This is a genomic window from Microbispora sitophila (genome assembly GCF_014892245.1).
GTDB classification, from domain to species: Bacteria; Actinomycetota; Actinomycetes; order Streptosporangiales; family Streptosporangiaceae; genus Microbispora; species Microbispora siamensis.
The window spans coordinates 122323-143447 of the sequence record NZ_JADBGC010000003.1; the positions used below are offsets into that span (position 1 = coordinate 122323).

Sequence of the window (21125 nt, forward strand, 5' to 3'; positions counted from 1 at the left end):
CCTACTTGCCGAGCGGCACGGGAACGCGGGCGGCGGCCGGGTCGAGCGCCGGGCCTTCCGGGATGAGATGCAGCAGGTGCGCGGGCACCGGCGTGGCGCCGGAGGCGTCGTAGCCGAGCTTCGGCAGCAGGTCGGCCGAGGCGATCGCGAACCTGCGGCCCTGGTCCGTCAGCAGGAAGTAGTTCGTGATCGACCCCAGCTGTCCCTCGCCCGGCAGCAGGCCGGCGATCGCCGCCGTTCCCGGCGGGAGCAGCACCTGGTCGAAGGTCTCCTGGCCGCCCGGAGTCCTGGGAGTGGGGATCGCGATCGAGGCGCCGACGGTCAGCGTCGCCCGGGCCGAGCCGGCGCGGGTGCCGGCGTAGACCGCGCACAGCGGCGTGGTGGAGGCGGGGGAGGTCATCGCGGGCATCGTCTCGGGCATCCCGCCGCCCATCACGCTCTGCTCGGAGAGTGAGGCGTTGGCCGTGGCCGCGTCGATCGGGACGGCCCGCGGGGCGCGCTTGCCGTACGCCGCCTTGATGGCCGGGTCGGCCAGCAGGAGCGTGGCCTGGGTGAGGGTGATCGGCGCGAGGCCGTCGGACAGCAGGACGTACCAGCGGGCGGGGGCGCCACCGATGCCGGGCACGGTGAAGACCTGCCCGACCGCGGCCGTGACCTTGCCGTCGGGCCCCCGGACCTTCCTGCCCAGGTGCGGCACCTTCGGGCCGCTGAAGTCGGTGCCTTCGGGGATGGCGTTGAGCCAGGTCGCGGGCACCTTCCTGGGCTGGGCGTTCAGGGCGCTCACCGCACTGGAGTTCGCCCGCATCCGCCGGTTGCCCCAGATCACCCACTTCTGCCGGCCGTCGTCCACCACCATGGCGCCGCCGCCGAGGGGCCTGCCGCCGACGTCCACGCCGCCCACCAGCGTGACGTACGGCCGCGGTGCCCCGGTGGCGTCGGGGCCGTCCACCACGCACACCGACCACGGCCCCTGCACCAGCTTGTCCTTGGCCGGCAAGGAGTCGGGCGCGCCGGGGATGCCGACGAGCGGCCCGCGCGGCAACTCGGCCAGCGAGGCTGCGGAGACGTCGCGCACCGTCACGTCGGCGGTGTCGAGCAGCAGCCGGGCGGAGACGTAGTTCGCCGTGGGAAGCAGCACGCGTTCCTGCTGGCTCCAGACATAGGTCGCGCCGGTGTCCTGCTCGACGAGGAGCTGGCCGGGCTCGGTGAGCTTGGTGGCGCCGCCCGGCTTGATCACACCCCAGATCCCGAAGACGGCGAGCAGGAGCACCGACAGCAGGACCCCGCAGAACGTGGCCAGGGTGTGCCGCCGCATCGGCGACTCCGCGACGTCCGGCTCTCCCTGCAGCAGGGCCTGGCCCAGGCGCTGCTGCATCAGCCGGTATGCCTGGTAGAGGTCCTTCCGGGTCTGCACGTCACCTCTCCGTGTCAGACGGCATGGGAGCCAGCATATTCATCCCCGGCGCCCTTGTGATCTCCCTGCTGATCTCCGCTGTGACCTCAGTTCGCCGTCAGGGCCCGCGCGACGTGCCCGATCTCCCGCCGTAGCCATCGGTGGGCCGGATCGGCGTCGTGTCGCGCGTGCCAGGTCTGGGCCACCGGCAGCCGGGGCAGGTCCAGCGGGATGTCGAACACGGCGAGGTCGAGCCGCCGGGCCAGAGGGGTGTGCAGCGACCTCCCGCAGCGCGCCACGAGGTCGGTGTGGGCGGCCATGAGCAGCGCCGCCGAGAAGGTGGGCACCGACACCACCACACGCCTGGTCAGCCCCAGCGACGTGAGTGCCTCGTCGATGGGGCCGTGCGCGAGGCCTCGCCGGGAGGCCGTGACGTGATCGGCCGCCGCGTACCGTTCCGGGGTGAGCGCGCCGTCGAGCAGTGGATGCCCGCGCCGTACGACGCCCACGTTGTCGTCGGTGAGCAGCGGTTCGATCCGCGTGTCCGAGGCGCTCTCGCCGACCACCGCGATCGCGATGTCGGCCAGGCCTTCGCGTAGCGCGCGATGGTCCTCGCGGCCCTCCGGCAGGAACCGCAGCGACACGCCGGGCGCGACCCGCCGCACCCGGTCGAGGAGACGCGGCCCCAGCACGGCGACCAGCGTGTCGTCGGTCAGCAGGGAGAAGGAGCGCTCCAGCCGGTCGGGGTCGAAGTCGGGACGGGTGCGGAAGAGCGCCCCGGCTCGCTCCACGATCTCGCGCACCTCCGGCTTGATCGACAGCGCGTAGGGGGTCGGCGCCATCGCGCGGCCCGACCGCACCAGGACCGGATCGCCGAGCGCCCGGCGGATGCGGGCCAGCGTCCGGCTCATCGCCGGGCCGGACAGGTGCAGGCGGTACGCGGCGCCGCTCACGCTCTCCTCGTCCAGCAGGACGTCGAGCGCGACCAGCAGGTTCAGGTCGAGGCGAGAATGCATGGCGTGCACTTGTCCCGTATCGAAGATGCATTTGAAGGCAAGAGTGGGATCAGCTTACGTTGGTCCCGCCGGTGGCCGCCGCGATCACACTTCCAGACCGACCGAAGGGTCTTCGATGACCGTCGTCTCCATCGGCGCGCCACCGCCGGGGGCCGGTACGGCCCGTCCCGGGGCCGTGCTCGCCGTCATGTCCAGCTGCGTGATCACGGCGGTGTCGCTGGTCGCCGCCGTCAACCTGGCAGTGCCCAAACTCGCGGCCGGCCCGCTGCACCCGTCGCCGAGCCAGTTGCTGTGGATCGTCGATTCCTACGTGCTCGTCTTCGCGTGCCTGCTCATCCCCGCGGGCGCGGCCGGGGACCGCTACGGCCGCAGGCGGGTGCTGCTCGCGGGTCTCACCGTCTACGCCGGCGGTTGCGTCGTCGCCGCGCTCGCCCCCACCGTTCCGCTTCTCGTCGCGGGCCGGGTCGTCACCGGTGTGGGTGCCGCGCTCATCATGCCGGCCACCCTGTCGCTGAGTCTGCAGGTCGCCCCGCCGGAACGGCGCGCGCACACGATCGCGGTGTGGACGGCGGCCACGGGAGCGGCGGGCATCGTGGGCAATCTCGCCGGCGGCTTGGTGCTGCAGTATCTGCCCTGGCAGGGATTGTTCTGGGTCATGGCGCCGGCCGCGCTCGCCCTGCTGGCCCTCGCCGCGCGCCTCGCTCCCCGCGCCGCGGCCGCGAACGCTGCCGGGCGCCTGGATCCGGCGGGTTCGGCGATGCTCGTCCTCGCCTTCGCCGCGCTGCTGACCGGCATCATCGAGGGGCCGGAGCGCGGCTGGCGCGATGCCGTGGTGCTGGGCGCGTTCGCCCTGGCGGTCATCGGGTTCGCCTGCTTCGTCCGCCACGCGCTGCGGGCGGCCCACCCGGTGATCGACCCGCGCGTGTTCGCCACAAGGGAGGTCACGGCGGGCGTTCTCGGCGTCACTGTGACGTTCTTCGGGCTGTTCGCCCTGTTCTTCGTCAACGCCCAGTACCTCCAGTACGCCAAGGGTTTCTCGCCGCTGGTCACGGGCGTGGCGGTGGGCCCGCTGGCCGTCGGCATGCTGGTGGTCTCGCGGTTCAGCCCCGCCGTCGTGCGCCGTCACGGCGCCCGTCCCGTCGTCGCGGCCGGAACCGCTCTGCTCGTCGTCGGCCTGTGGCTGCTCTCGTACGCGGACGCGGCCATGCCGTACCCGGTCTACGCGGTCGTGCTCGTGGTCATGGCGGCCGGAATGGGTCTGTCCATGCCCGCGCTGTCCATGGCGATACTCAACGGCCTCCCGGCTGCGAGCGCGGGGGCAGGATCCGGACTGAATGGCGCGGCCCGCGAGGTCGGCAGCGCGCTGGGGGTGGCGGTCTTCGGTACGGTCCTGGCCGCGCGCATGACGGCCTACGCACCCGGCGTGTCCCTGCGGTCGCTGGCCGAGCAGGGGACGGACGCACGTCTCGTCGCCGCCTTCACCCACGCGTCGTCCGACGGCTTCCGCGTCGTCGCGGTCGTCGTGGCCGTGTTCGCCGTCATCGCCGTCTCGCTGGTTCCCTCCGCCAAACTTTCGGGCGTTAGGAAATAGGGGAATAAAGCAGCGGAAAAGCCGTACTTCTCCCGGCCTTCGATATAGCCGCTCGGCATAAGGGGTTCACAAGATTGACAAACGATTTACGGTGAGGGCGGCCCCTTTGTCGATGAAGGAGTGACTGAATGGGTAACAGCTTGCTCGGCGGCGACCCCGCGGAGATGCAGAGCATGGCCGCGCAGTTCAGCCAGCAGGCGGACCAGGTTCGCGCCACGATGGCCAACCTCGACCGTGAGGCGGCCAAGGTCGGCACCGCCTGGACCGGCCCCGGCGCGCAGCGCTTCCACGACGCCTGGCAGAGCTACCGGGCGGCGTTCCAGCGCATGGCAGAAGAGCTCAACGAGGCATCCCGGGTCATCACGACCTACCGCGGCAACATCGAGTCCGCCACCCGCTGACCGGCACCCGCAGACCGCCGGGCCGCCGGACCGCCATGAGCGAATGGCGGTCCGGCGGCCTTCTCATGCGACCGGCGGCCTCATGCGACCGGCGGCCTCAGGTGACCGGCGGCTCGGTCGAGCGGCCGAGATAGGTGACGGGGCCGGGGTCGGGCACCGGGATCTCGTGGAAGCCGAGCCGGTCGTAGAAGGCGCGGGCGCGGGTGTTGACGGTGAGCATGCTCAGGTGCACGGCGGGCACGCCCTTCGCCGCGAGGGCGCGGAGGAAGGCCGTCATCAGGGCGCGGCCGTGCCCGGCGCGCTGGTGGCCGGGGAGCAGGTCGATGTGCAGGTGGGCGGGATAGTCGGCAAGCTCGGGAAGCACCATCCGCTCGGGATCGTGCATCAGGGCGACCATCTCCTCGGTGGGCGAGGCCGGAGGGCGCCGCGGCGCCGGGTAGCGGCCGGCCAGCGTGGGCAGCCACTCGTCGCGGTACGCCTTGACGAAGGCGGGGGTGTCGGCGGTGCCGACGATGTAGCCGACCGCCCGTTCGCCGTCGTCGGCGACGAAGGCCAGGTCCGGCTCCAGCCGGACGTACGGCGCGGCGAAGATGCTGGGCATCAAATCGAGATCGGGATAGATGTGGCGAGAGTCCTCACCCGCGTCGGCGGTGCGGACGCAGATGTCGTAGAGGGCGTCCCTGTCCGTGTCCTGGTAGGGCCTGATGCGCACGGTCATGCCGAGCAGGCTGACAGGGTGGGAGCGCTCCCAACAAGCCCTCCGGCTCAATCCGGCACCGCGGCCTGGATCGGGGTCGCGGTGCCCGAGACGACCAGCAGGCCCCGCCCGGGAGGCCCGCCGACGGCGCCGCGCGGCAGCCGTACGGCGAACAGGTCCCCATCGGCGGGGCTCTGCACGTTGAGCAGCAGGCCGGTCCTGCCCTTGCGCGCCTCGGCCGCGAACCCCCGGTAGGCCGTCGCCAGGTCGCCCGTCGCCCCGGCGACGAGCAGGCCGTGCTCGCCGTCTCGCCCGGTGCGCAGGATCTCGTCCAAGGCCAGGCCGAGCGCGGAGTCGGGCGAGATGAGCTCGGCGTCGTCCACGGCCACCACGTAGCGCTCGTGCCCGGCGACCAGCGCGAGCGGGTCGAGCGCGCCCGGCAGGCCGCCGAAGTCGTCCGCGCCGCCCCCGGTCACGCTTCTGGCGTTGCCGTCCAGCACGGCGAGCACCCCCGGCGCCCCGGCGAGGTCGCGCAACGGGCTGCGGCGCGGGGTCACGACGAGCACGGGCGTGCCCCGGTCGAGCAGCGAACGCACCGCCGTGACCAGCGCGGACGACCGGCCCGAGCGCGGCGGCCCGGCGATGACGGCGGCCGGCCCCTGGCCCTGCAGGTCCACGCCCATCGGGGTGAGGGCGTCGCCGCCCGCCCCGAGCAGCGCCCACAGGGCCGACGGCGGCTGGTGCGACGGCGCCAGGTCGAGCGTCTGGCTCGCCGTGATCCGCATCGGCAGCGCGTCCACCCGCAGCGGCGGCTCCGACGGCCAGGCCCACTTCCCGGGCAGGTCGGAGCCGCCGAATCGCGCCGCCGCCGTACGCGCGAGCTCCTGCAGGACGGCCACCTGCGCGGGGCCGGAGGGGTCGTCGCACAGCAGCGCGATCTGGCTCTCCACCAGGCCGTGCTCGCCGACGGCCAGGGCCCTGCCCGGAGGCATGACGCTCGGCAGGTCGCGCATCGGCAGCCCGGCGAGCCCGTAGTCGGCGGGGTCGGCGAGCCGCAGCACGAGCCGGTCCTCGAAGACGGTGGAGATCTGCCCGAGCAGGCCCGACCGGTCGGAGGTGACCACGGCCCGCAGCCCCACGGCCGGTCCCTCCCGCAGCAGTTGCAGCATGGCGTCGACCAGCCGTCCGTAGTCGTAGTTCTCGAACGCGGCGACGTACCCCTCCCAGCGGTCCACGAGCAGCACCAGCCAGGGCAGCGCGCCCACGCCCGTGCGGTCACGGGCGGCCCGCGACCGGGCGGCGGCGCGGGCCTCGGCGAGCGAGGCGTACCCGGCCTCGGCCAGCAGGTGCTGGCGGCGCCCGACCTCCGCGCGCAGGCGGGTCAGCAGGCGCTCCACCCGGTCGAGCTGGTCGCGGGTGACGACCGCCCCGCAGTGCGGCAGCGCGACCAGCGGCAGCAGCGCGCCCGACCCGCAGTCGACGGCGTGGACGTGCACGTCCTCGGGGGAGGCGCCGGCCGCGATCGAGCCCGCGATCGTCCGCAGCGCGCTGGACCGGCCGCTGCGCGCGCCGCCCGCGATCAGCAGATGGCCGCCGTGCCGCGGGTCGAGCGTGAGCGGGCGCCGGCCCTGCTCCCACGGCAGGTCCATCACGCCGAACGGCAGCGGCGGCACCTCCTCGGCCCCCGGCCGGTACGGCGCGGCGCCCGCGAGCAGGCCGCCGGGGGAGTCCGCGGCCCCGGCGTCGAGGACGACCTGGTCGGGCAGCGGCGGCAGCCACGGGCTCGGCTGCCGGGGCATGTCGCTTCCGGCCTCCCGCAGCGCGTCCACGAGCAGGGCCAGGTCGGTGCCGCTCGCCGTCTGGGCGGGCGGGGCGGGCAGCGGGTGGCCGAGCGCCTGCCAGGGCAGGTCGAGGACGCGCACGTCCTCCCCCGCGTCGACCGCCCCCGCACTGCGCGGATGTGGTGTGCGGCCGCCGATCCTGGCGGTCTGCACCGCCACGGGCGCTCCGGAGCCCGCCCGCACGTAGCAGCGGCCGGGCGTCGTCCGCGAGATGTGGGCGGCGTCCGGCACGTCGATGACGTCGGCCGACTCGTTGGCGTCGGTGACCCGCAGCGCGATCCTGAGCGAGGTGTTGGCCTGGATGTCGGCGGTCACCACGCCGCCGGGCCGCTGGGTGGCGAGGATCAGGTGGATGCCGAGCGAGCGGCCCCTGCGCGCGATGTCGACCAGCCCCTCGACGAAGTCGGGCAGCTCCGCGACCAGGGCGGCGAACTCGTCGATGATCAGCACGAGCCGGGGCAGCGGCGGCAGGTCCTTCTTGCTCCCGGCGCTCTCCGGCACCGGGGCGGCGAAGATGCCGCCGCCGCGCGCCCGCCGGACGCCGCCCGCGCCGAGCACCCAGGTGGCGCCGCGCGCCCGCTGGTAGTCCTCGATGTCCTTGGCCCCCGCGTCCAGCAGCAGGCGCTCCCTGCGCCGGATCTCGGCGGCCAGCGACGACAGGGCCCGCTGGGTCAGGTGGCCGTCGAGGTCGCTCACCATGCCGACCGTGTGCGGGAGCCGTACGCACTCCTTGAAGGCCGCGCCGCCCTTGTAGTCGATCAGCACGAACGTCATCTCGTCGGGCCGGTTGGCCACCGCGAGCGAGCAGATCAGCGTCTGGAGCAGCTCCGACTTGCCCGCGCCGGTCGTGCCCGCGACCAGGGCGTGCGGCCCGTCCCTGCTCAGGTCCACCTCGAACGGGCCTTCCGGCCCGACGCCGATCAGGGCCCGGGTCGTACGGCCCTGCCGCTCGGCGAGCGCGGCGGGGTCGAGGGACACCTCCAGCAGGTCGAGCAGGCGGACCGCGTCGGGCAGGGCGGCCGAGGGGTCGTCGCGGCTCACGTCGCGCAGCGGGGCCAGCGCGCGGGCCAGGCGTTCGGCCCAGGACGGCGAGACCCGGTCGGCGCGGATGCCGGTGATCGGGTCGAGCCCGCCGCCGTGGAGGCGCACCCCGCCCTCGCGGTCGCAGGACACGACCGTCGCGCACTCCTCGGGCAGCAGGCGTTCGTCGTCGTCGATGGCGATCGTGTAGACCCCGGCGCGCGGGCCCTGCCGCAGCACCTGCGGCATGCCGGGCAGGCCGCGCAGCACCTGCGCGCCGTCGAGCACGACGAGCACGTCGAACGGCCGCTCGTCGTAGGTCGCGAAGGCCGGCTCGGCGGGCCGGTTGCCGCTCGCGCGCCCCAGGTCGTCCCAGCCGGCCGGGCCGCCGGACAGGCGGGTGCCGCGCGGCACCCCCGGGTAAGGCCCCGAGCCGTTCTCGGCGTCGAGCCGTTCTGTCACCAGGGCGGCGAGTTCGGCGACCCGGCGGGCGGCGGCCTCGGGGTCGGCGCCGACGAGCGCGGCGCAGTCGGACGACAGAGCGCCGCCGCGGGCGGCGGCGTCGGGCGCGCAGTGCGGCAGCCAGCGGACCCAGCCCCACTGCCCGGCGCCGTCGGCGTTGGCGGACAGCACCACGATGGCCAGGTCGCGCGGGCTGTGCAGGGCGGCGGCCTGGCCGACGAGCCAGCGGGCGCAGCCGAGCGCCACGTCTCTGGGGCCGGTCAGACCTGCCACGCCGAGACGCCGCATGACCAGCGCGACCGGGACGTCGTGGCAGGTGGGCGGCTCCCGGCGAGGCGTGTCCTGGGGCGTGCCGCTCTCGGGCTCGAACTCCAGGTCGGCGGGCAGGTCGGCCAGCCCCAGGCGCAGCCGCAGCGCGTCGCGGTCGTGCACGCGCCGCTCCCACAGCCGGCGGCGCGGCCCGGTCGCGGTGAGCAGCACCTCGGCCGGGTCGGGCGCGCCGCCGCGCCTGGCCTCCTCGTCCTGCCGCACCGCGCGGGCCACCTCCTCCTCGAAGGCGGCCATCCGCTCGCGGTACGCCTTGACCGCCCGGCGGTGCTTCTTCCTGCCGTGCCTGCGGTCGCTCACCCACTGGCCGATCATGATCAGCGGTGTCATGAACGCGATCAGCAGGTAGTACCACGTGTGGGTGACGGCGGCCATGACCACACCGAGCACGGCGGGCAGCAGCGCGGCCAGCAGTTGCAGCCGCATCCCCTCGCCCCGCTTGGGCTCGGCGGGCACGGTGAAGCGCCGTTGCCGCTCGGGCCGCTGGAGGCGCGGTGGCCGGTTGTAGGCGAGTCCGCCGTCCGGCAGCGCGTCGAGGTGGGCGTCCGGCGGCAGGACCGGCCCCAAGGTGAACACGGAGCCGCCGCAGGCGAGCATGCCCCCGGCCGGCCACGCCACCGCCTCGGTGAGCGGCTCGCCCTCCAGCCGGGCCACCGGATCGCCTCCGGAGGCCGCGGGTGTGGCGGGCTCCACGGTGGCCGTGCCGGGGGACAGCCGCACCACCAGCGCGACCGGCGGCATCCTCGGGTCGGGTACGGAGATCGCGCACGCGGGGTCGCCGCCGATCGTGTGCGCGCCGAGCCCGATCCGGTGGACGGCCCCCGCGCCGGGGCCGCCGACCACACGCAGTTCGGCCGGCCCGCCGGGCTCCTCGGTCACCGTCGCCGCGGCGGCATGGCCGTCCACGGCCACCAGGTCACCATCCCTGAGCAGGCCGAAAACGGGCGCGTCCGGGTCGACGGGCCGGCCGTCGACCCACAGCTTCACCTCACCGGACGGCCGGGCCTGCCGGTCCCCCCGGTCCAGGTCGTACGGCGCGCGGGCGTGCGGGAGCCGTACGACGTTGGCCGGGCGGGCGGCGCCGTCGAGCGCTGTGGCGAGGGCGGCGACCGTGGTGCTCTCGTCGCCCTCGACCAGGACGTCGCGGCGGCCGTCCTCGCTGACCACGGTGAGCGTTATCCGCATGCGCGAACTCCCAGAAGGCGGTTGTGCGGCGGCCTCGCGGAAAGCGTTTCATCCCGGGGCGTCCCCGTGAAGATCTCCGGGTGTGCGGGCCCCGCGGCCCGCGGGGGACACGCTAGCCGCGACTCCCGCGCTCATCCGGGCGTTTCCCGGAATAGTTGACTTACTTCCGGCCCTGAAGGACCGGGATTCCCGCCCTCACGGGCTGGGCTTCCTGCTTCACCGCCGACCGCCGAAGGGCGGACCCTTGCGGACGACTCACGTCAGCTCCACAGGCGGACACCGCTCGACCAGCGACCAGGATGTTCTTGGCGGCGTTGACGTCCCGGTCGTGCCGGGTGCCGCATCCCGGGCACGTCCAGTGCCGGGTGGACAGGGACAGCGTCGCGAGCAGGTGCCCGCACGCCGAGCACGTCTTGGACGACGGATACCAGCGGTCGATCACGACCAGACGCCGCCCGTACCGCTGGGTCTTGTACTCCAGTTGACGGCGGAACTCCCCCCACCCGGCATCGGGGATCGCCCACGCCTGGCGGCGGTCGCGGACCATGCCGCGCACGTTGAGGTCTTCGATCACGATCAGTTCGTGGTCGCGGACCAGCCGCGTGGAGGTGCGGTGCAGGAAGTCGGCGCGGGCGTCCCGCACCTTGGTGTGGGCGCGGGCGACCTTCGCCCTGGCCTTGGCCCGGTTGCTGCTGCCGCGCTGCTTGCGGGCCATCCGGCGCTGATAGCGGGCCAGGTTTTTGGCCTTGCGCTCCAGATGGCCCGGGTCCTGGCGGCCGTGCCGGGACTTGAACCGCGGATACCTGGCGCGTCCGGCGAAGAAGTTCACGAACGCCGTGTGCTGGTGCCGTAGCGCCTGCTGCAACGGGACGCTGGAGACCTCATACAGGAACTCGTGGCGCCGTCGCGTTTCAGCTCAGTCGGATATCTGTCGGTCTGCGCATACGAGGTTGTAACACCCTTGTCCCGGTAGCGGGCCTGCCGCCACGCCGGGATCGTGTTCCAGACCAGGCGTACGCAGCCGAACGTGCGGTTCAGCACCGGGCCACTCCCGCGGGGTCCGGATTCCTCCCGGCCCTAAAGGACCGCGCTTCCTCCCGAGGATCCGGTAAGGGTGCCTGTCATCGCGCCCTTCGTGCGACGCCGTCGTGACATGCCTCCCGCGTATGCCCGGCGTGTGCAGCGGCACGAACAGTGTGAATGGTGTGACAACCGGGAAAGAAGTGCAAACGTACTATCACGAAATTTCGTGTCAGTAAAGCCTTGTGTCGATATGGCGATAGATCCACTCCCGTTGACAGGCGTATTCCTAACGGATAAGCATGGGTCGCCGCATCAGGCCACTTATGGCGGCGCAAGCTGGCCATAATGGAGTGAATTCGCAACAAACGGCAAGACCGTAAACACATTCGAGCGGCCCGAAAACAGAAGGGCGCCCTCATCCCTGGGAGTCCCCCACCCATGAGGATCAGCGAGAAGACGTCGCAGGACGGCCGGGCACCCGCACGGCCGGGCCTGTCCGGGCCGGCCGCGCGGAAGCTGCCCGTCCCGCCGAGGGAGCGCAAGCCCGCGCTCGCCGCGCTCGCCGTCCTCCTCATCCTGGGCGGCGCGCTGGCCACCACGCTGCTGGTCATGCGCAGCGGCGACCGCGTCTCGGCCGTGCAGATCACCCAGCAGGTGGGGGCCGGGCAGCTCATCCCGCAGTCCGCGATGCGGGAGGTGCAGATCGCCGACACCGGCGTCGACTACGTCCCCTGGCGGTTCAAGGACCAGGTGGCCACGACGTACGCCGCGGTGACGCTGCTGCCGGGCACGCTGCTCACCCAGCGCATGACCGCCACGACGACCGACCAGGTCGGGCCGGGCAAGGCCAAGGTCGGCCTGTCGCTCAAGGCCGGCCAGATGCCCACCGACCTCAAGTGGAGCGACGTCGTCCAGGTGATCTACGTGCCGTCGGCCGGCCGGGGGTCCGGCACCGCCCAGCAGAAGGTGCTGGCGACCGCCGCCCGCGTGGAGAGCGCGTCCTCCGGACGGTCCGGCGGCGGGCTGGTCACGGTCGTCGTCGACACCTCGATCGCGCCCACCATCGCCCAATACGCGTCCAGCGGGGAGATCGCCCTCGTCACGCTTCCGGGGGTCAAGTGACGTGGCGCTGATCGTGCTCGCCGCCGACAAGGGGGCGCCCGGCGTGACCACCGCGGCGACCGCCCTCGGCGCCGTGTGGCCCCGCCCGGTGCTGCTGGCCGAGTGCGACCCCTCCGGCGGCGACCTCGCCTACCGGCTGCCGGGCGACGACGGGAGCGTGCTCAACCCCGGGCGCGGCCTGCTCAGCCTCGGCGCGGTCGCGCGGCGCGGGCTGCACGCCGAGCTGATCTACGAGCACACGCAGAGGCTCGTCGGCGGCCTCGACGTGCTGGCCGGACTGACCAACGGCGAGCAGGCGGCCGGCCTCACCTGGCTGTGGGGCCCGCTCGGCCGGGCGTTCGCCGCCCTGCCGCAGGCCGACGTGCTCGCCGACTGCGGCCGGCTCGGGCTGCATCCCCAGATCGGCGACCTGGTGGCCGAGGCCGACCAGGTGGTGCTGTTCACCCGGGCCAGCCTCGACCACGTCGCCCACCTGCGCGAACGGCTGTCGCTGATCGGACGAAAGGTCGGGATCGTGGTGATCGCCGACCCCCGGTCGTACCGGTCGTCGCTTGAGGAGATCCGGCGCATCGTCTCCGGCTGGGACGTCGCCTTCGTCGGCGGTCTCGCCTACGACCCGAAGGGCGCGGAACTGCTGCGCGGCCAGTGGGGCGGGCGGCTCGACCGCAGTCTCCTGATTCGTACGGCCAGGGAACTGGCCACGCGCCTGGCCGCACAGCTGGCCGCGGGCGGCGAGACGGCGGCGCCGCCCGCCGGCAGGACGGCGAAGAGGGAGCCGGAGGTGCGGTCGTGAACTCCCAGCGGCGGCCGGTCGACCACGGTCTGGTGAAGCGGTTCCGGCAGGAGGTCGGCGACCGGCTGGCGCACCAGCGGCGGCTCGACCAGGCGAGCGGCGTGCCGCCGATGTCGGGGGAGGACGAGCGGCAGTTCGCCCGGGCGCTGATCGCACAGGTGCTGGAGGAGCACGCGCGGAGCGAGATCGGCGTGGGCCGCACCCCGCCCACGGCCGAGGAGGAGGAGGCGCTGGCGGCGGGCATCCACGCCGCGCTGTTCGGCGTCGGCCGCCTCCAGCCGCTGCTCGACGACCCCGAGGTCGAGAACATCGACATCAACGGCTGCGACCGGGTCTTCGTCGGCTACGCCGACGGCCAGGAGCTCATGCACGACCCCGTCGCGGAGACCGACGAGGAGCTCATCGAGCTGATCCAGATCCTCGCGGCGTACTCGGGCCTGTCGTCGCGGCCGTTCGACACCGCCAACCCGCAGCTCGACCTGCGCCTGCCGGACGGCTCCCGGCTGTCGGCCGTCATGGACGTCACCGTGCGGCCGGCGCTGTCGATCCGCCGCGCCCGCCTCGGCAAGGTGTTCCTCAGCGACCTCGTCGGGAACGGCACGCTCACCCCCGAGCTGGGCCGCTTCCTCACCGCCGCCGTGGCCGCGCGGAAGAACATCATGATCGCGGGGTCGACGAACGCGGGGAAGACCACGCTGCTGCGGGCGCTGGCCAACGAGATCCCGCCGCACGAGCGGTTGATCACGGTGGAGCGGGCGCTGGAGCTCGGGCTGGACCAGTTCCCCGAGCTGCACCCGAACGCGGTGGCCTTCGAGCACCGCCTGCCCAACGCCGAGGGGCAGGGCGAGATCACGATGGCCGAGCTGGTGCGGCGGTCGCTGCGCATGAACCCCTCGCGGGTGATCGTCGGGGAGGTGCTGGGCGACGAGATCGTCACGATGCTCAACGCGATGACCCAGGGCAACGACGGGTCGCTGTCGACGATCCACGCCAACTCCAGCATGGAGGTGTTCAACCGCATCGCGACGTACGCGCTGCAGGCCGAGGAGCGGCTGCCGATCGAGGCCACCCACATGCTCATCGCCGGGGCCATCGACTTCGTCGTGTTCATCGAGAAGCGCAACGACTACCACCGGGGAGGCACCCTGCGGCGCTACGTGTCCAGCGTGCGGGAGGTCACGGGCTGCGACGGGCGGGTGCTGTCCTCTGAGGTGTTCGCCATGGCGGGCGACTACCTGGTGCCGCACGCCCCGATCTCCTGCGCCGACGAACTGGCCGCCCACGGATACGACCCGGCGCGGGGAGCGTGGCGATGAGCGGCCTGCTGCCGGCGCTGCCTCCCGGCGTCCTCGACCCCCTGGTGCTGCTGGCCGGGGCCGCGGCGGGCGGCGGGCTCTTCCTGTTCGCCCTGGCCCTGTACGGCCTGCGCCCCCGCCCGGCCACGCCGGACGGCCGGGCCGAGCGGATGCGCCTGCTGCGCACCCTGTCCACGAGGTCGGCGATCGCGGCGGTGACGGGTGTCGTGGTGCTGGTGGTGACCGGCTGGCCGGTCATCGCGGCGGGAGCCGTACTGCTGGTCCTGGCCTGGCGGGGCTTCACCGGCGGCGCGGCGGAGGAGCGGGCCGCCATGCGGCGCCTGGAAGGCCTGGCGGCGTGGACGGAGTCGCTGCGCGACACGATCGCCGGCGCCGCCGGCCTCGAACAGGCCATCCCCTCCTCGATCAGGGCCGCGGCCCCCATGCTGCAACCGCACCTGCGGGCCCTGGTCGACCGGCTGCACACGCGGATGCCGCTCGCCGACGCGCTGCGGATGTTCGCCGACGAGCTGGACGACACCTCGGCCGACCTCGTCGTGGCGGCGCTGATCCTCAACTCGCGGCTGCGCGGGCCGGGCCTTCGCGACGTGCTGTCGGCCCTGGCGGTCTCGGCCCGCGAGGAGCTGGACATGCGCCGGCGCGTGGAGGCCGAGCGCAGGTCCACCCGCAAGAGCGTGCAGATCGTGGTCGGCACCGCCCTCGCCTTCGCCGCCGCGCTGGTCGTCTTCAACCGCTCGTACGTGGAGGAGTACAACTCCGTGCTCGGCCAGGCCGTGCTCGTCGTGGTGGCGGGCCTGTTCGGCGCGGGGTTCGCCTGGATGCGGCGGCTCGCCCGCTTCGACAAGCCGGCCAGGATCCTCGCCCCCTACCACCGCGCGCGGCCCGGCGTGGTCGCGCAGGCGCAGGCGCAGCCGCCGGCGGCGGAGGTGATCCGTTGATCGCGACGGTGCTCTGCGGAGCCGTGCTCGGCCTCGGGCTCTTCCTGCTGGTGCGGGCGCTGTTCCCGCCCAGACCCGGCCTGACCGCCCGGCTCGCCGCGCTCGACCAGGCCCGCGACGGCACGGGCGTGCCGCGGGCGCCGCTGATCGCGCCCGAGGAGGACGTCAGCGAGTTCCGCCGCATGCTCGGCCTGCGGCTGGCCCGGTTCTACGCGGCACGGGGGTGGGAGGCGCGCTCGATCAAGGCCGACCTCGCGCTGCTCGGCAAGTCGTTCGAGGGGTTCCTCGCGACCAAGCTGCTGCTCGGGGTCTCGGGCCTGCTGGCGTTCCCGCTCCTCGTCGGCTGGCTCGCGCTGATGGGGTGGGGCGTCTCGGTGCAGGTGCCGCTCTGGTCGGCCCTCGTCGTCTGTGTGATCTTCTTCCTGCTGCCCGACGCGCAGATCCGGCGGGACGCCGCCGTACGGCGCCGGGACTTCCGGCACGCCGTGGGCGCCTTCCTCGACCTCGTGTCGATGAACCTCGCGGGCGGCAGGGGCGTGCCCGAGGCGCTGATGATGGCGGTCGCCGTGGGCAGTCCCGTCACCACGCCTGGGGCACTGAACGGCACTGTGCACGGCGCAGTGAACGGCGCCGCCTCCGCTGTCACCACCGGGACCGCGAACGGCGCGGGTCCCGCCCCCGGCTCCAACTGGGCGATGGAGCGCATCCGCGAGGCGCTGGCCAACGCCCGGATCGTCGGCATCACCCCCTGGCAGGCCCTCGGCCAGCTCGGCGACGAGATCAACGTGGACGAGTTGCGGGACCTGTCGGCCGCGCTCGGGCTCGTGGCCGACGACGGCGCCAAGGTCCGCGCCTCCCTCACGGCCCGCGCCGCCACGCTCCGCCGCCGCGAACTCGCGGAGGTCGAGGGCAAGGCGGGCGAGCGGTCCCAGTCGATGCTCGTCGCCCAGCTCCTGCTGTGCGCGGGCTTCGTGATCTTCCTCAGTTTTCCCGCAGCCATGAAGATGTTGGGGGCCTGATGCTCTGGTTCCACTATTTGATCGCCGTGCTCCGCGTACGGCTGGACCGCGCCAGGAACGCCCCGACCAGGGGAGCCTCCGCGGTCGAATGGGTGATCATCACCGCCATCATCGCCGGAGTCGCGCTCGGTCTGGCCACGCTGATCAAGCAGCTGGTCGAACAGAAGCAGTCCGACATCCAGAACAGCTTCAGCGGCGGCGGCTCCGGCGGCGGTGCCGGCGGGAACGCCGGGGAATGACCGTGCAGGGCGTGGCCGCCCCGAGCGCCGCGACCGCCGCGCCCCGCGTGCGGGGCGGGCGGGTCGAGCGCAGCGCGCGGGGCAAAAGGACCGAGCGCAGCGCGCGGGGCAAAAGGACCGAGCGCAGCGCGCGGGGCAAGAGGGCCGAGCGGCCTGTGCGGGTCGAGCGGCGTTTGCGGGGCGAGCGGCGTTGGTGGGGGCGGCGGGGCGAGCGGGGCGCCACGGTGATCGAGCTCGCCATGCTCATGCCGATCGTGCTCGCCGTCGTGCTGCTGATCGTCCAGGTCACGCTCTGGTTCCACGGCCGCCAGGTCGCCGACGCCGCCGCGCGGGAGGGCGCGCGGATCGCCCGTGCGGGCGGCTCCGACGGCTGGCAGGAGGCGGCCGAGGGCAAGGCGCGGCAGATCGTGCAGGCGATCGGACCGCAGTTGCTGAAGAACGCCCAGGCGCAGGCGTGGGAGCAGGGCGACCAGCGCGGCGTGGAGGTCACCGGCAGCGCCGTCCAGGTGGTGCCGCTGCTGCCCGAGATGACCTTCACGATCACGTCACGCTTCGGCGGGCCCATCGAGTGCTTCCGCCCCGACGACGGCTCGGACGGCTGCGAATGACCGGCCGGGGCCGGAGCGCGGGCAGGGAGCGCGGGTCGATGACGGCCGAGACGGTCATGCTGGCCCCGCTGTTCCTGCTCTTCCTGCTGTTCCTCGTCGGTGCGGGCCGGATCGTGGAGGCCCAGGGAGAGGTCAACGGGGCCGCGCGGGACGCCGCCAGGGCCGCCTCCGTGCAGCGCACCGAGGCGGAGGCCGAGTCGGCCGCGAAGGAGGCCGCCGAGGCCTCGCTCTCCGGCAGCTGCTCGCCGCAGGTGGACATGTCCGGCAGCGAGTGGAAGATGGACGGCTTCGTCCGGATGACCGTGACCTGCGAGCTGAACCTCGACTTCCTCGGGTTCGGCGCCGCCAAGCAGATGTCGGGCACCTCGGTGGTGCCGCTCGAACGGTATCGGAGGTTGAAGTGACCCCGCCGCGTCCGTGGCGCGGGTGTGGTTCATGTGTCCGCGACCGCCGGACCGCTCCACGTCTCGCCCGAGGCACGTCAACGGTGCCGTGCGCCCTCATGAGGGCGCGGTCCCCCGGCGGAGGCGGACGGCCGGGGGAGCGGGGCTCCATGTCGGTGTTCGTGGTCCTCTTCTCGGGGGTGGTGTTCCTGCTGGCCGGGCTGCTGGTGGACGGCGGGGCCGCCATGAACGCCCGCCTCAAGGCCGCCGACATCGCCGAGCAGGCCGCCCGCGCCGCCGCCGACCAGATCGACGTCGAGACCCTGCGGGCCACCGGCCAGGTGCGGCTGCTCGCCGACGAGGGCGCGGTGTGCGGCGAGGCCGAGAAGATCACGGCGGACCAGGGGGCCGACGGCGTACGCATGACCGAGTGCACCGTGGGCGGCGGCCAGGCGGACGTCACGGTGGCGGTGTCGGTCCACTGGGACGCCTTCTTCCTGTCCGCGCTGGGCTTCGCCGGCTCCGACATGGAGGCCGAGGCCACGGCCGCTCCTGATCCGGGGGAGGCGTGACCGGGACACGGCCGCCGGGCGGACGGCGGGAGGAGTTCCACCGCGAGGCCCAGCGGGGGCCCGGGCGGGGGGTCGCGCGCGGGGTTCCGTCAGGCGGCGCCCCCGGCCGGGATCCGCGCGCCGATCGCGAGGCCGTGGGAGGCGGCACGCCCGGGCGGGGCCCGCGACCGCGTCCCGAGGGCATGCCGTCCGTGCTGGGGCCGCAGCGGGCGCCCGAGCACTGGCACGACGACCGGCCGGTACGGCTGCGGACCCGGCGTACGGCCGGGGACGTCCTCGCCGGCCTCGCGGCCCTGGTCGCGCTGGTGGGCCTGGTGGGCGGCGTGCCGTACGCGTTGCTCCGGCTGGCCGGTCCGCCCATCAGCGGCGACCTGCTGAACGCGGACCTGTTCACCAGCCAGGTCGGCCCCGAGACGATCATCGCGATCCTGATCCTCCTGGTGTGGCTGGCCTGGCTGCAACTGTTCCTGTGCGTGGTCGTCGAGGTCTACGCGGCGCTGCGGCGGGTCGGCATGCCGGCCCGGGTGCCGCTGTCGGGCGGCACTCAGGCGCTCGCGAACCGCCTGGTCTCCGCGGTGCTGCTGCTGTTCACCGCGACCGCCGTGGCGGTGCCCATCGCCCGCGCGGGCTCCCCGGTTTCGATCAGGCCGCAGGTCGCGGCGCTGTCGGCGCCGGTGCCGCAGGCCGATGTGGAGCGACCGGCCCTGCACGCCAGGGAGGTCAAGAAGGTCTACGTGGTCCAGCCTCCCCACGGGCGTCACCACGAGAGCCTGTGGGAGATCGCGGAGAAGTGCCTGGGGGACGGGCGCCGCTATCCGGAGATCTACCGGCTCAACCAGCACAAGGAGCAGCCCGACGGCAGCCGGCTGCACATGGCCGACCTCATCCGTCCCGGCTGGGTGCTCGACATGCCGGACGACGCCAGGAACGTCCACATCGTGCCGGTGGACGAGGACCGGCCGGAGATCCTGAAGGAGCACCGCCACGCGCCCGCCGAACTCGACGGCGACACCCACTACGCCGGGGGAGGGGCGACCGGCGGCGACGCGGGCCACGAGCGGGGCAACGTGACGCCCGAGCCGGGCAATCCGGGCAATCCGGGGATCGTGCTGCCGCCGCCCGCGATGCCGCAGGACACTCCGTCGGAGCCGAAGGGCCGCCTCGGCGAAGTGAAGGACACGCCCGCCACCGCCCGTGCGACGCCCACCCCGCGTCCGATCATCACGACCACCGTCAAGCCCGCGATCGCGCCCGCGGAAGCGGGCCACCAGACCGCCGACGACGAGCGGCAGGGCGGCCCGGTCCTCGCCGACTACCTGGCGGCCTCGACGCTGGCGGCGGCCGGGCTGCTGGCCCTGCTCGGCCGCAGGCGGCGGGAACAACTGTGGCGCCGGGCCTTCGGCCGGCGCATCGCCCGGCCGCGCGGAGACGCCGCCGAGGCCGAGGTCGCCATCCGTCTCGGCGCCGACGCCCCCGGCAGCCGGATGCTCGACATCGGCCTGCGCCTGCTCGGGCGCCTGCTGGCCGACGCCGACCGGCGCCCGCCGACGATCTACGCCGTCCACCTGTCCAACCGGGGCCTCGACCTGTGGATCCACCCGGCCGAACAGGACGCGCCCGAGCCCTGGGAGGCCTGCGACGACGGGCAGGTCTGGCGCCTGCCGGCCCACGAGGGACGTCGCATCGACGAGCACGTGCTGACCGGGGTGCCCGCGCCCTATCCCGGGCTGGTCTCGCTCGGCACCGGGCAGGGCGGCCGGGTCCTCGTCGACCTGGAGGCCGCACACGGGGTGATCGCGATCACCGGGGCGCACACCGTCGCCGCGCTGTCGGCGCTCGCGGTCGAACTGGCGACCAACCGATGGTCCGACGAGATGCGGATCACGCTCGTCGGCTTCGGCGAGGAGCTGACCCTGCTCGCGCCCGAGCGGATCAGGACGGCGGGCAGCCTGGCCGAGGTGCTGCCGGAGTTCGAGGAGCGGGCCCGCTACGACGGCGACGTGCTGACCGGCCGGATCCACAGCCGCGTGGCCGACCCCGCGTACACCCCGCACTACCTCCTGTCGGCCATCCGCCCGGACGAGGACGAGGCGCGCCGCCTGGCGCTGCTCGGCAAGGGCAGGCGTACGGCGAGCGGCTTCGTGGTCGCGGGGGAGGTGCCGCACGCCACCTGGACGTGGGACGTCACCGACGACGGCCGGGCCCGCGTGGACGCTCTGGGCCTGGACATCGAGGCCCACCTGCTGCCGCGCCGGCACTACGACGCCGTTATCAGCCTGTTCCGCACGGCCCGGCAGCATGAGGGCGAGCCGCTCACCCCGGTGGTGGAGCGGCTGAGCGAGGAGCCGCCCGCCATCGAGGTGCGCATCCTCGGCCCGATCGAGATCAGCCCGGTGAACCCGCTCGAAGAGGGCCGGGCGGCCCTCGCCCACGAACTCGTCGTCTACCTGGCCACGCATCCGGACGGAGTCCACCCGGCCGTGCTGACCGGCGTGCTGTGGCCGCGCGGCGTGCAGCTCGCGGTGCGCGACGCCACGATCGCCCGGGTCGCCGAGTGGCTCGGGCGCGACTCCGAGGGACGCCCGCACCTGTTCCTCGACCGGTCCGGGCGCCTGCGGCTCGGGCCGGAGATCCGTACGGACTGGCGGCTGTTCCAGGACCTCGTACGGCAGGCCGGCGAGTGGGCCGACGCCGCCGACCCCGATGGCCTCAGGTCCGGCGACATGGAGGCGAGCCTGCTGGAGCGCGCGCTGAAACTGGTGCGCGGCCCGTTGCTGAACGGCAGACCGCCCGACCGGTACGCCTGGCTGGCGGCCGACCCCCTGGAGTACGACGTGACGGCCTGGGTGGCGGACGCCGCCCACGCCCTGTGCGAGATACGGCTGGCCCGCCACGACCCGCACGGCGCGGTGGCGGCGGCCCGGGCCGGGCTGCTGCTCGCCGCCGACGACGAGGGGCTGTGGCGCGACCTGCTCAGGGCGGCGCACGCCACCGGGGAGCCCGTCCGGCTGCGGGCGGTCGTCGACGGCCTGCTGCGCCGCGCCACCTCCCACCCGTACGGCGGCGGGATGGCGGCGGAGACGGAGGCGCTCATCGACGAGTTGCTGCCCGACTGGCGCCGGACCGTCTCTCCGGACCTCAGAAACCCGACGGACCTCAGAACCCCACGCCTCGCCTGA

18 protein-coding genes are annotated in these 21125 nt (G+C 73.9%); 12 read left to right on the forward strand and 6 right to left on the reverse strand.

Translation table 11 applies throughout. From position 1 onward, the window contains the following. Window position 1: 1 nt before the first annotated feature. Both eccB and IL992_RS06515 read right to left on the reverse strand, forming a co-directional pair. The gene (eccB, locus tag IL992_RS06510; RefSeq protein WP_193202406.1) at window positions 2-1414 is read right to left on the reverse strand and encodes a type VII secretion protein EccB; all 1413 of its coding nucleotides are present in this window, start codon (window positions 1412-1414) and stop codon (window positions 2-4) included. Between the two features lie 86 nt (window positions 1415-1500). Beyond that, the gene (locus IL992_RS06515) at window positions 1501-2409 is read right to left on the reverse strand and encodes a LysR family transcriptional regulator (RefSeq protein WP_193202407.1); all 909 of its coding nucleotides are present in this window, start codon (window positions 2407-2409) and stop codon (window positions 1501-1503) included. A gap of 115 nt (window positions 2410-2524) precedes the next feature. On the opposite strand from IL992_RS06515, the gene IL992_RS06520 reads away from it, so the two are divergent. Further along, window positions 2525-4000 (forward strand): MFS transporter, encoded by a 1476-nt coding sequence (locus IL992_RS06520; protein ID WP_193202408.1) that lies wholly within the window; start codon window positions 2525-2527, stop codon window positions 3998-4000. A 128-nt stretch (window positions 4001-4128) separates the two neighbouring features. Beyond that, the gene (locus IL992_RS06525; protein ID WP_079320176.1) at window positions 4129-4401 is read left to right on the forward strand and encodes a WXG100 family type VII secretion target; all 273 of its coding nucleotides are present in this window, start codon (window positions 4129-4131) and stop codon (window positions 4399-4401) included. 97 nt (window positions 4402-4498) lie between these two features. On the opposite strand, the gene IL992_RS06530 is transcribed toward IL992_RS06525, so the two are convergent. The 4 genes from IL992_RS06530 to IL992_RS48890 form a co-directional block, all read right to left on the reverse strand. Beyond that, window positions 4499-5119 (reverse strand): GNAT family N-acetyltransferase, encoded by a 621-nt coding sequence (locus tag IL992_RS06530; RefSeq protein ID WP_193202409.1) that lies wholly within the window; start codon window positions 5117-5119, stop codon window positions 4499-4501. 47 nt (window positions 5120-5166) lie between these two features. Further along, window positions 5167-9933 carry an FtsK/SpoIIIE domain-containing protein gene (locus tag IL992_RS06535; protein ID WP_193202410.1) on the reverse strand — a complete coding sequence of 1589 codons (4767 nt, stop codon included), beginning with the start codon at window positions 9931-9933 and terminating at the stop codon, window positions 5167-5169. Window positions 9934-10093: 160 nt separating this feature from the next. Continuing rightward, window positions 10094-10798 (reverse strand): RNA-guided endonuclease TnpB family protein, encoded by a 705-nt coding sequence (locus IL992_RS06540; protein WP_404804736.1) that lies wholly within the window; start codon window positions 10796-10798, stop codon window positions 10094-10096. Further along, window positions 10759-10974, reverse strand: coding sequence for a helix-turn-helix domain-containing protein (locus IL992_RS48890; protein WP_404804737.1), 216 nt, complete (start codon window positions 10972-10974; stop codon window positions 10759-10761). The genes IL992_RS06540 and IL992_RS48890 overlap by 40 nt, the downstream gene beginning before the upstream one ends. A gap of 420 nt (window positions 10975-11394) precedes the next feature. Here IL992_RS48890 and IL992_RS06545 point away from each other — a divergent pair, with 420 nt between their 5' ends. The 10 genes from IL992_RS06545 to IL992_RS06590 all read left to right on the forward strand — a co-directional run bounded on the left by IL992_RS06545 (window position 11395) and on the right by IL992_RS06590 (window position 21125). Beyond that, complete coding sequence (locus tag IL992_RS06545) at window positions 11395-12078, forward strand: hypothetical protein (RefSeq protein WP_193202411.1); 684 nt, start codon at window positions 11395-11397, stop codon at window positions 12076-12078. 1 nt (window position 12079) lies between these two features. Beyond that, complete coding sequence (locus IL992_RS06550) at window positions 12080-12871, forward strand: hypothetical protein (RefSeq protein ID WP_193202412.1); 792 nt, start codon at window positions 12080-12082, stop codon at window positions 12869-12871. Next, the gene (locus IL992_RS06555) at window positions 12868-14187 is read left to right on the forward strand and encodes a CpaF family protein (protein WP_193202413.1); all 1320 of its coding nucleotides are present in this window, start codon (window positions 12868-12870) and stop codon (window positions 14185-14187) included. Before IL992_RS06550 ends, IL992_RS06555 begins: the two co-directional genes overlap by 4 nt. Next, window positions 14184-15125: a type II secretion system F family protein gene (locus IL992_RS06560; RefSeq protein WP_193202414.1), complete on the forward strand. Its 942-nt coding sequence runs from the start codon at window positions 14184-14186 to the stop codon at window positions 15123-15125. Before IL992_RS06555 ends, IL992_RS06560 begins: the two co-directional genes overlap by 4 nt. Continuing rightward, window positions 15122-16144 (forward strand): type II secretion system protein, encoded by a 1023-nt coding sequence (locus IL992_RS06565; RefSeq protein ID WP_193202415.1) that lies wholly within the window; start codon window positions 15122-15124, stop codon window positions 16142-16144. The genes IL992_RS06560 and IL992_RS06565 overlap by 4 nt, the downstream gene beginning before the upstream one ends. After that, window positions 16144-16383, forward strand: a complete 240-nt coding sequence (locus IL992_RS06570; protein ID WP_193202416.1) for a hypothetical protein — start codon at window positions 16144-16146, stop codon at window positions 16381-16383. The genes IL992_RS06565 and IL992_RS06570 overlap by 1 nt, the downstream gene beginning before the upstream one ends. A gap of 11 nt (window positions 16384-16394) precedes the next feature. Next, window positions 16395-16991, forward strand: coding sequence for a TadE family protein (locus IL992_RS06575; RefSeq protein WP_319018382.1), 597 nt, complete (start codon window positions 16395-16397; stop codon window positions 16989-16991). Window positions 16992-17029: 38 nt separating this feature from the next. Beyond that, window positions 17030-17395 (forward strand): TadE/TadG family type IV pilus assembly protein, encoded by a 366-nt coding sequence (locus IL992_RS06580; protein ID WP_193202418.1) that lies wholly within the window; start codon window positions 17030-17032, stop codon window positions 17393-17395. A gap of 149 nt (window positions 17396-17544) precedes the next feature. Next, window positions 17545-17946 carry a pilus assembly protein TadG-related protein gene (locus IL992_RS06585; RefSeq protein WP_193202419.1) on the forward strand — a complete coding sequence of 134 codons (402 nt, stop codon included), beginning with the start codon at window positions 17545-17547 and terminating at the stop codon, window positions 17944-17946. Beyond that, on the forward strand, window positions 17943-21125 hold the full coding sequence (locus tag IL992_RS06590; RefSeq protein WP_319018383.1) for a hypothetical protein: 3183 nt from the start codon (window positions 17943-17945) through the stop codon (window positions 21123-21125). The genes IL992_RS06585 and IL992_RS06590 overlap by 4 nt, the downstream gene beginning before the upstream one ends.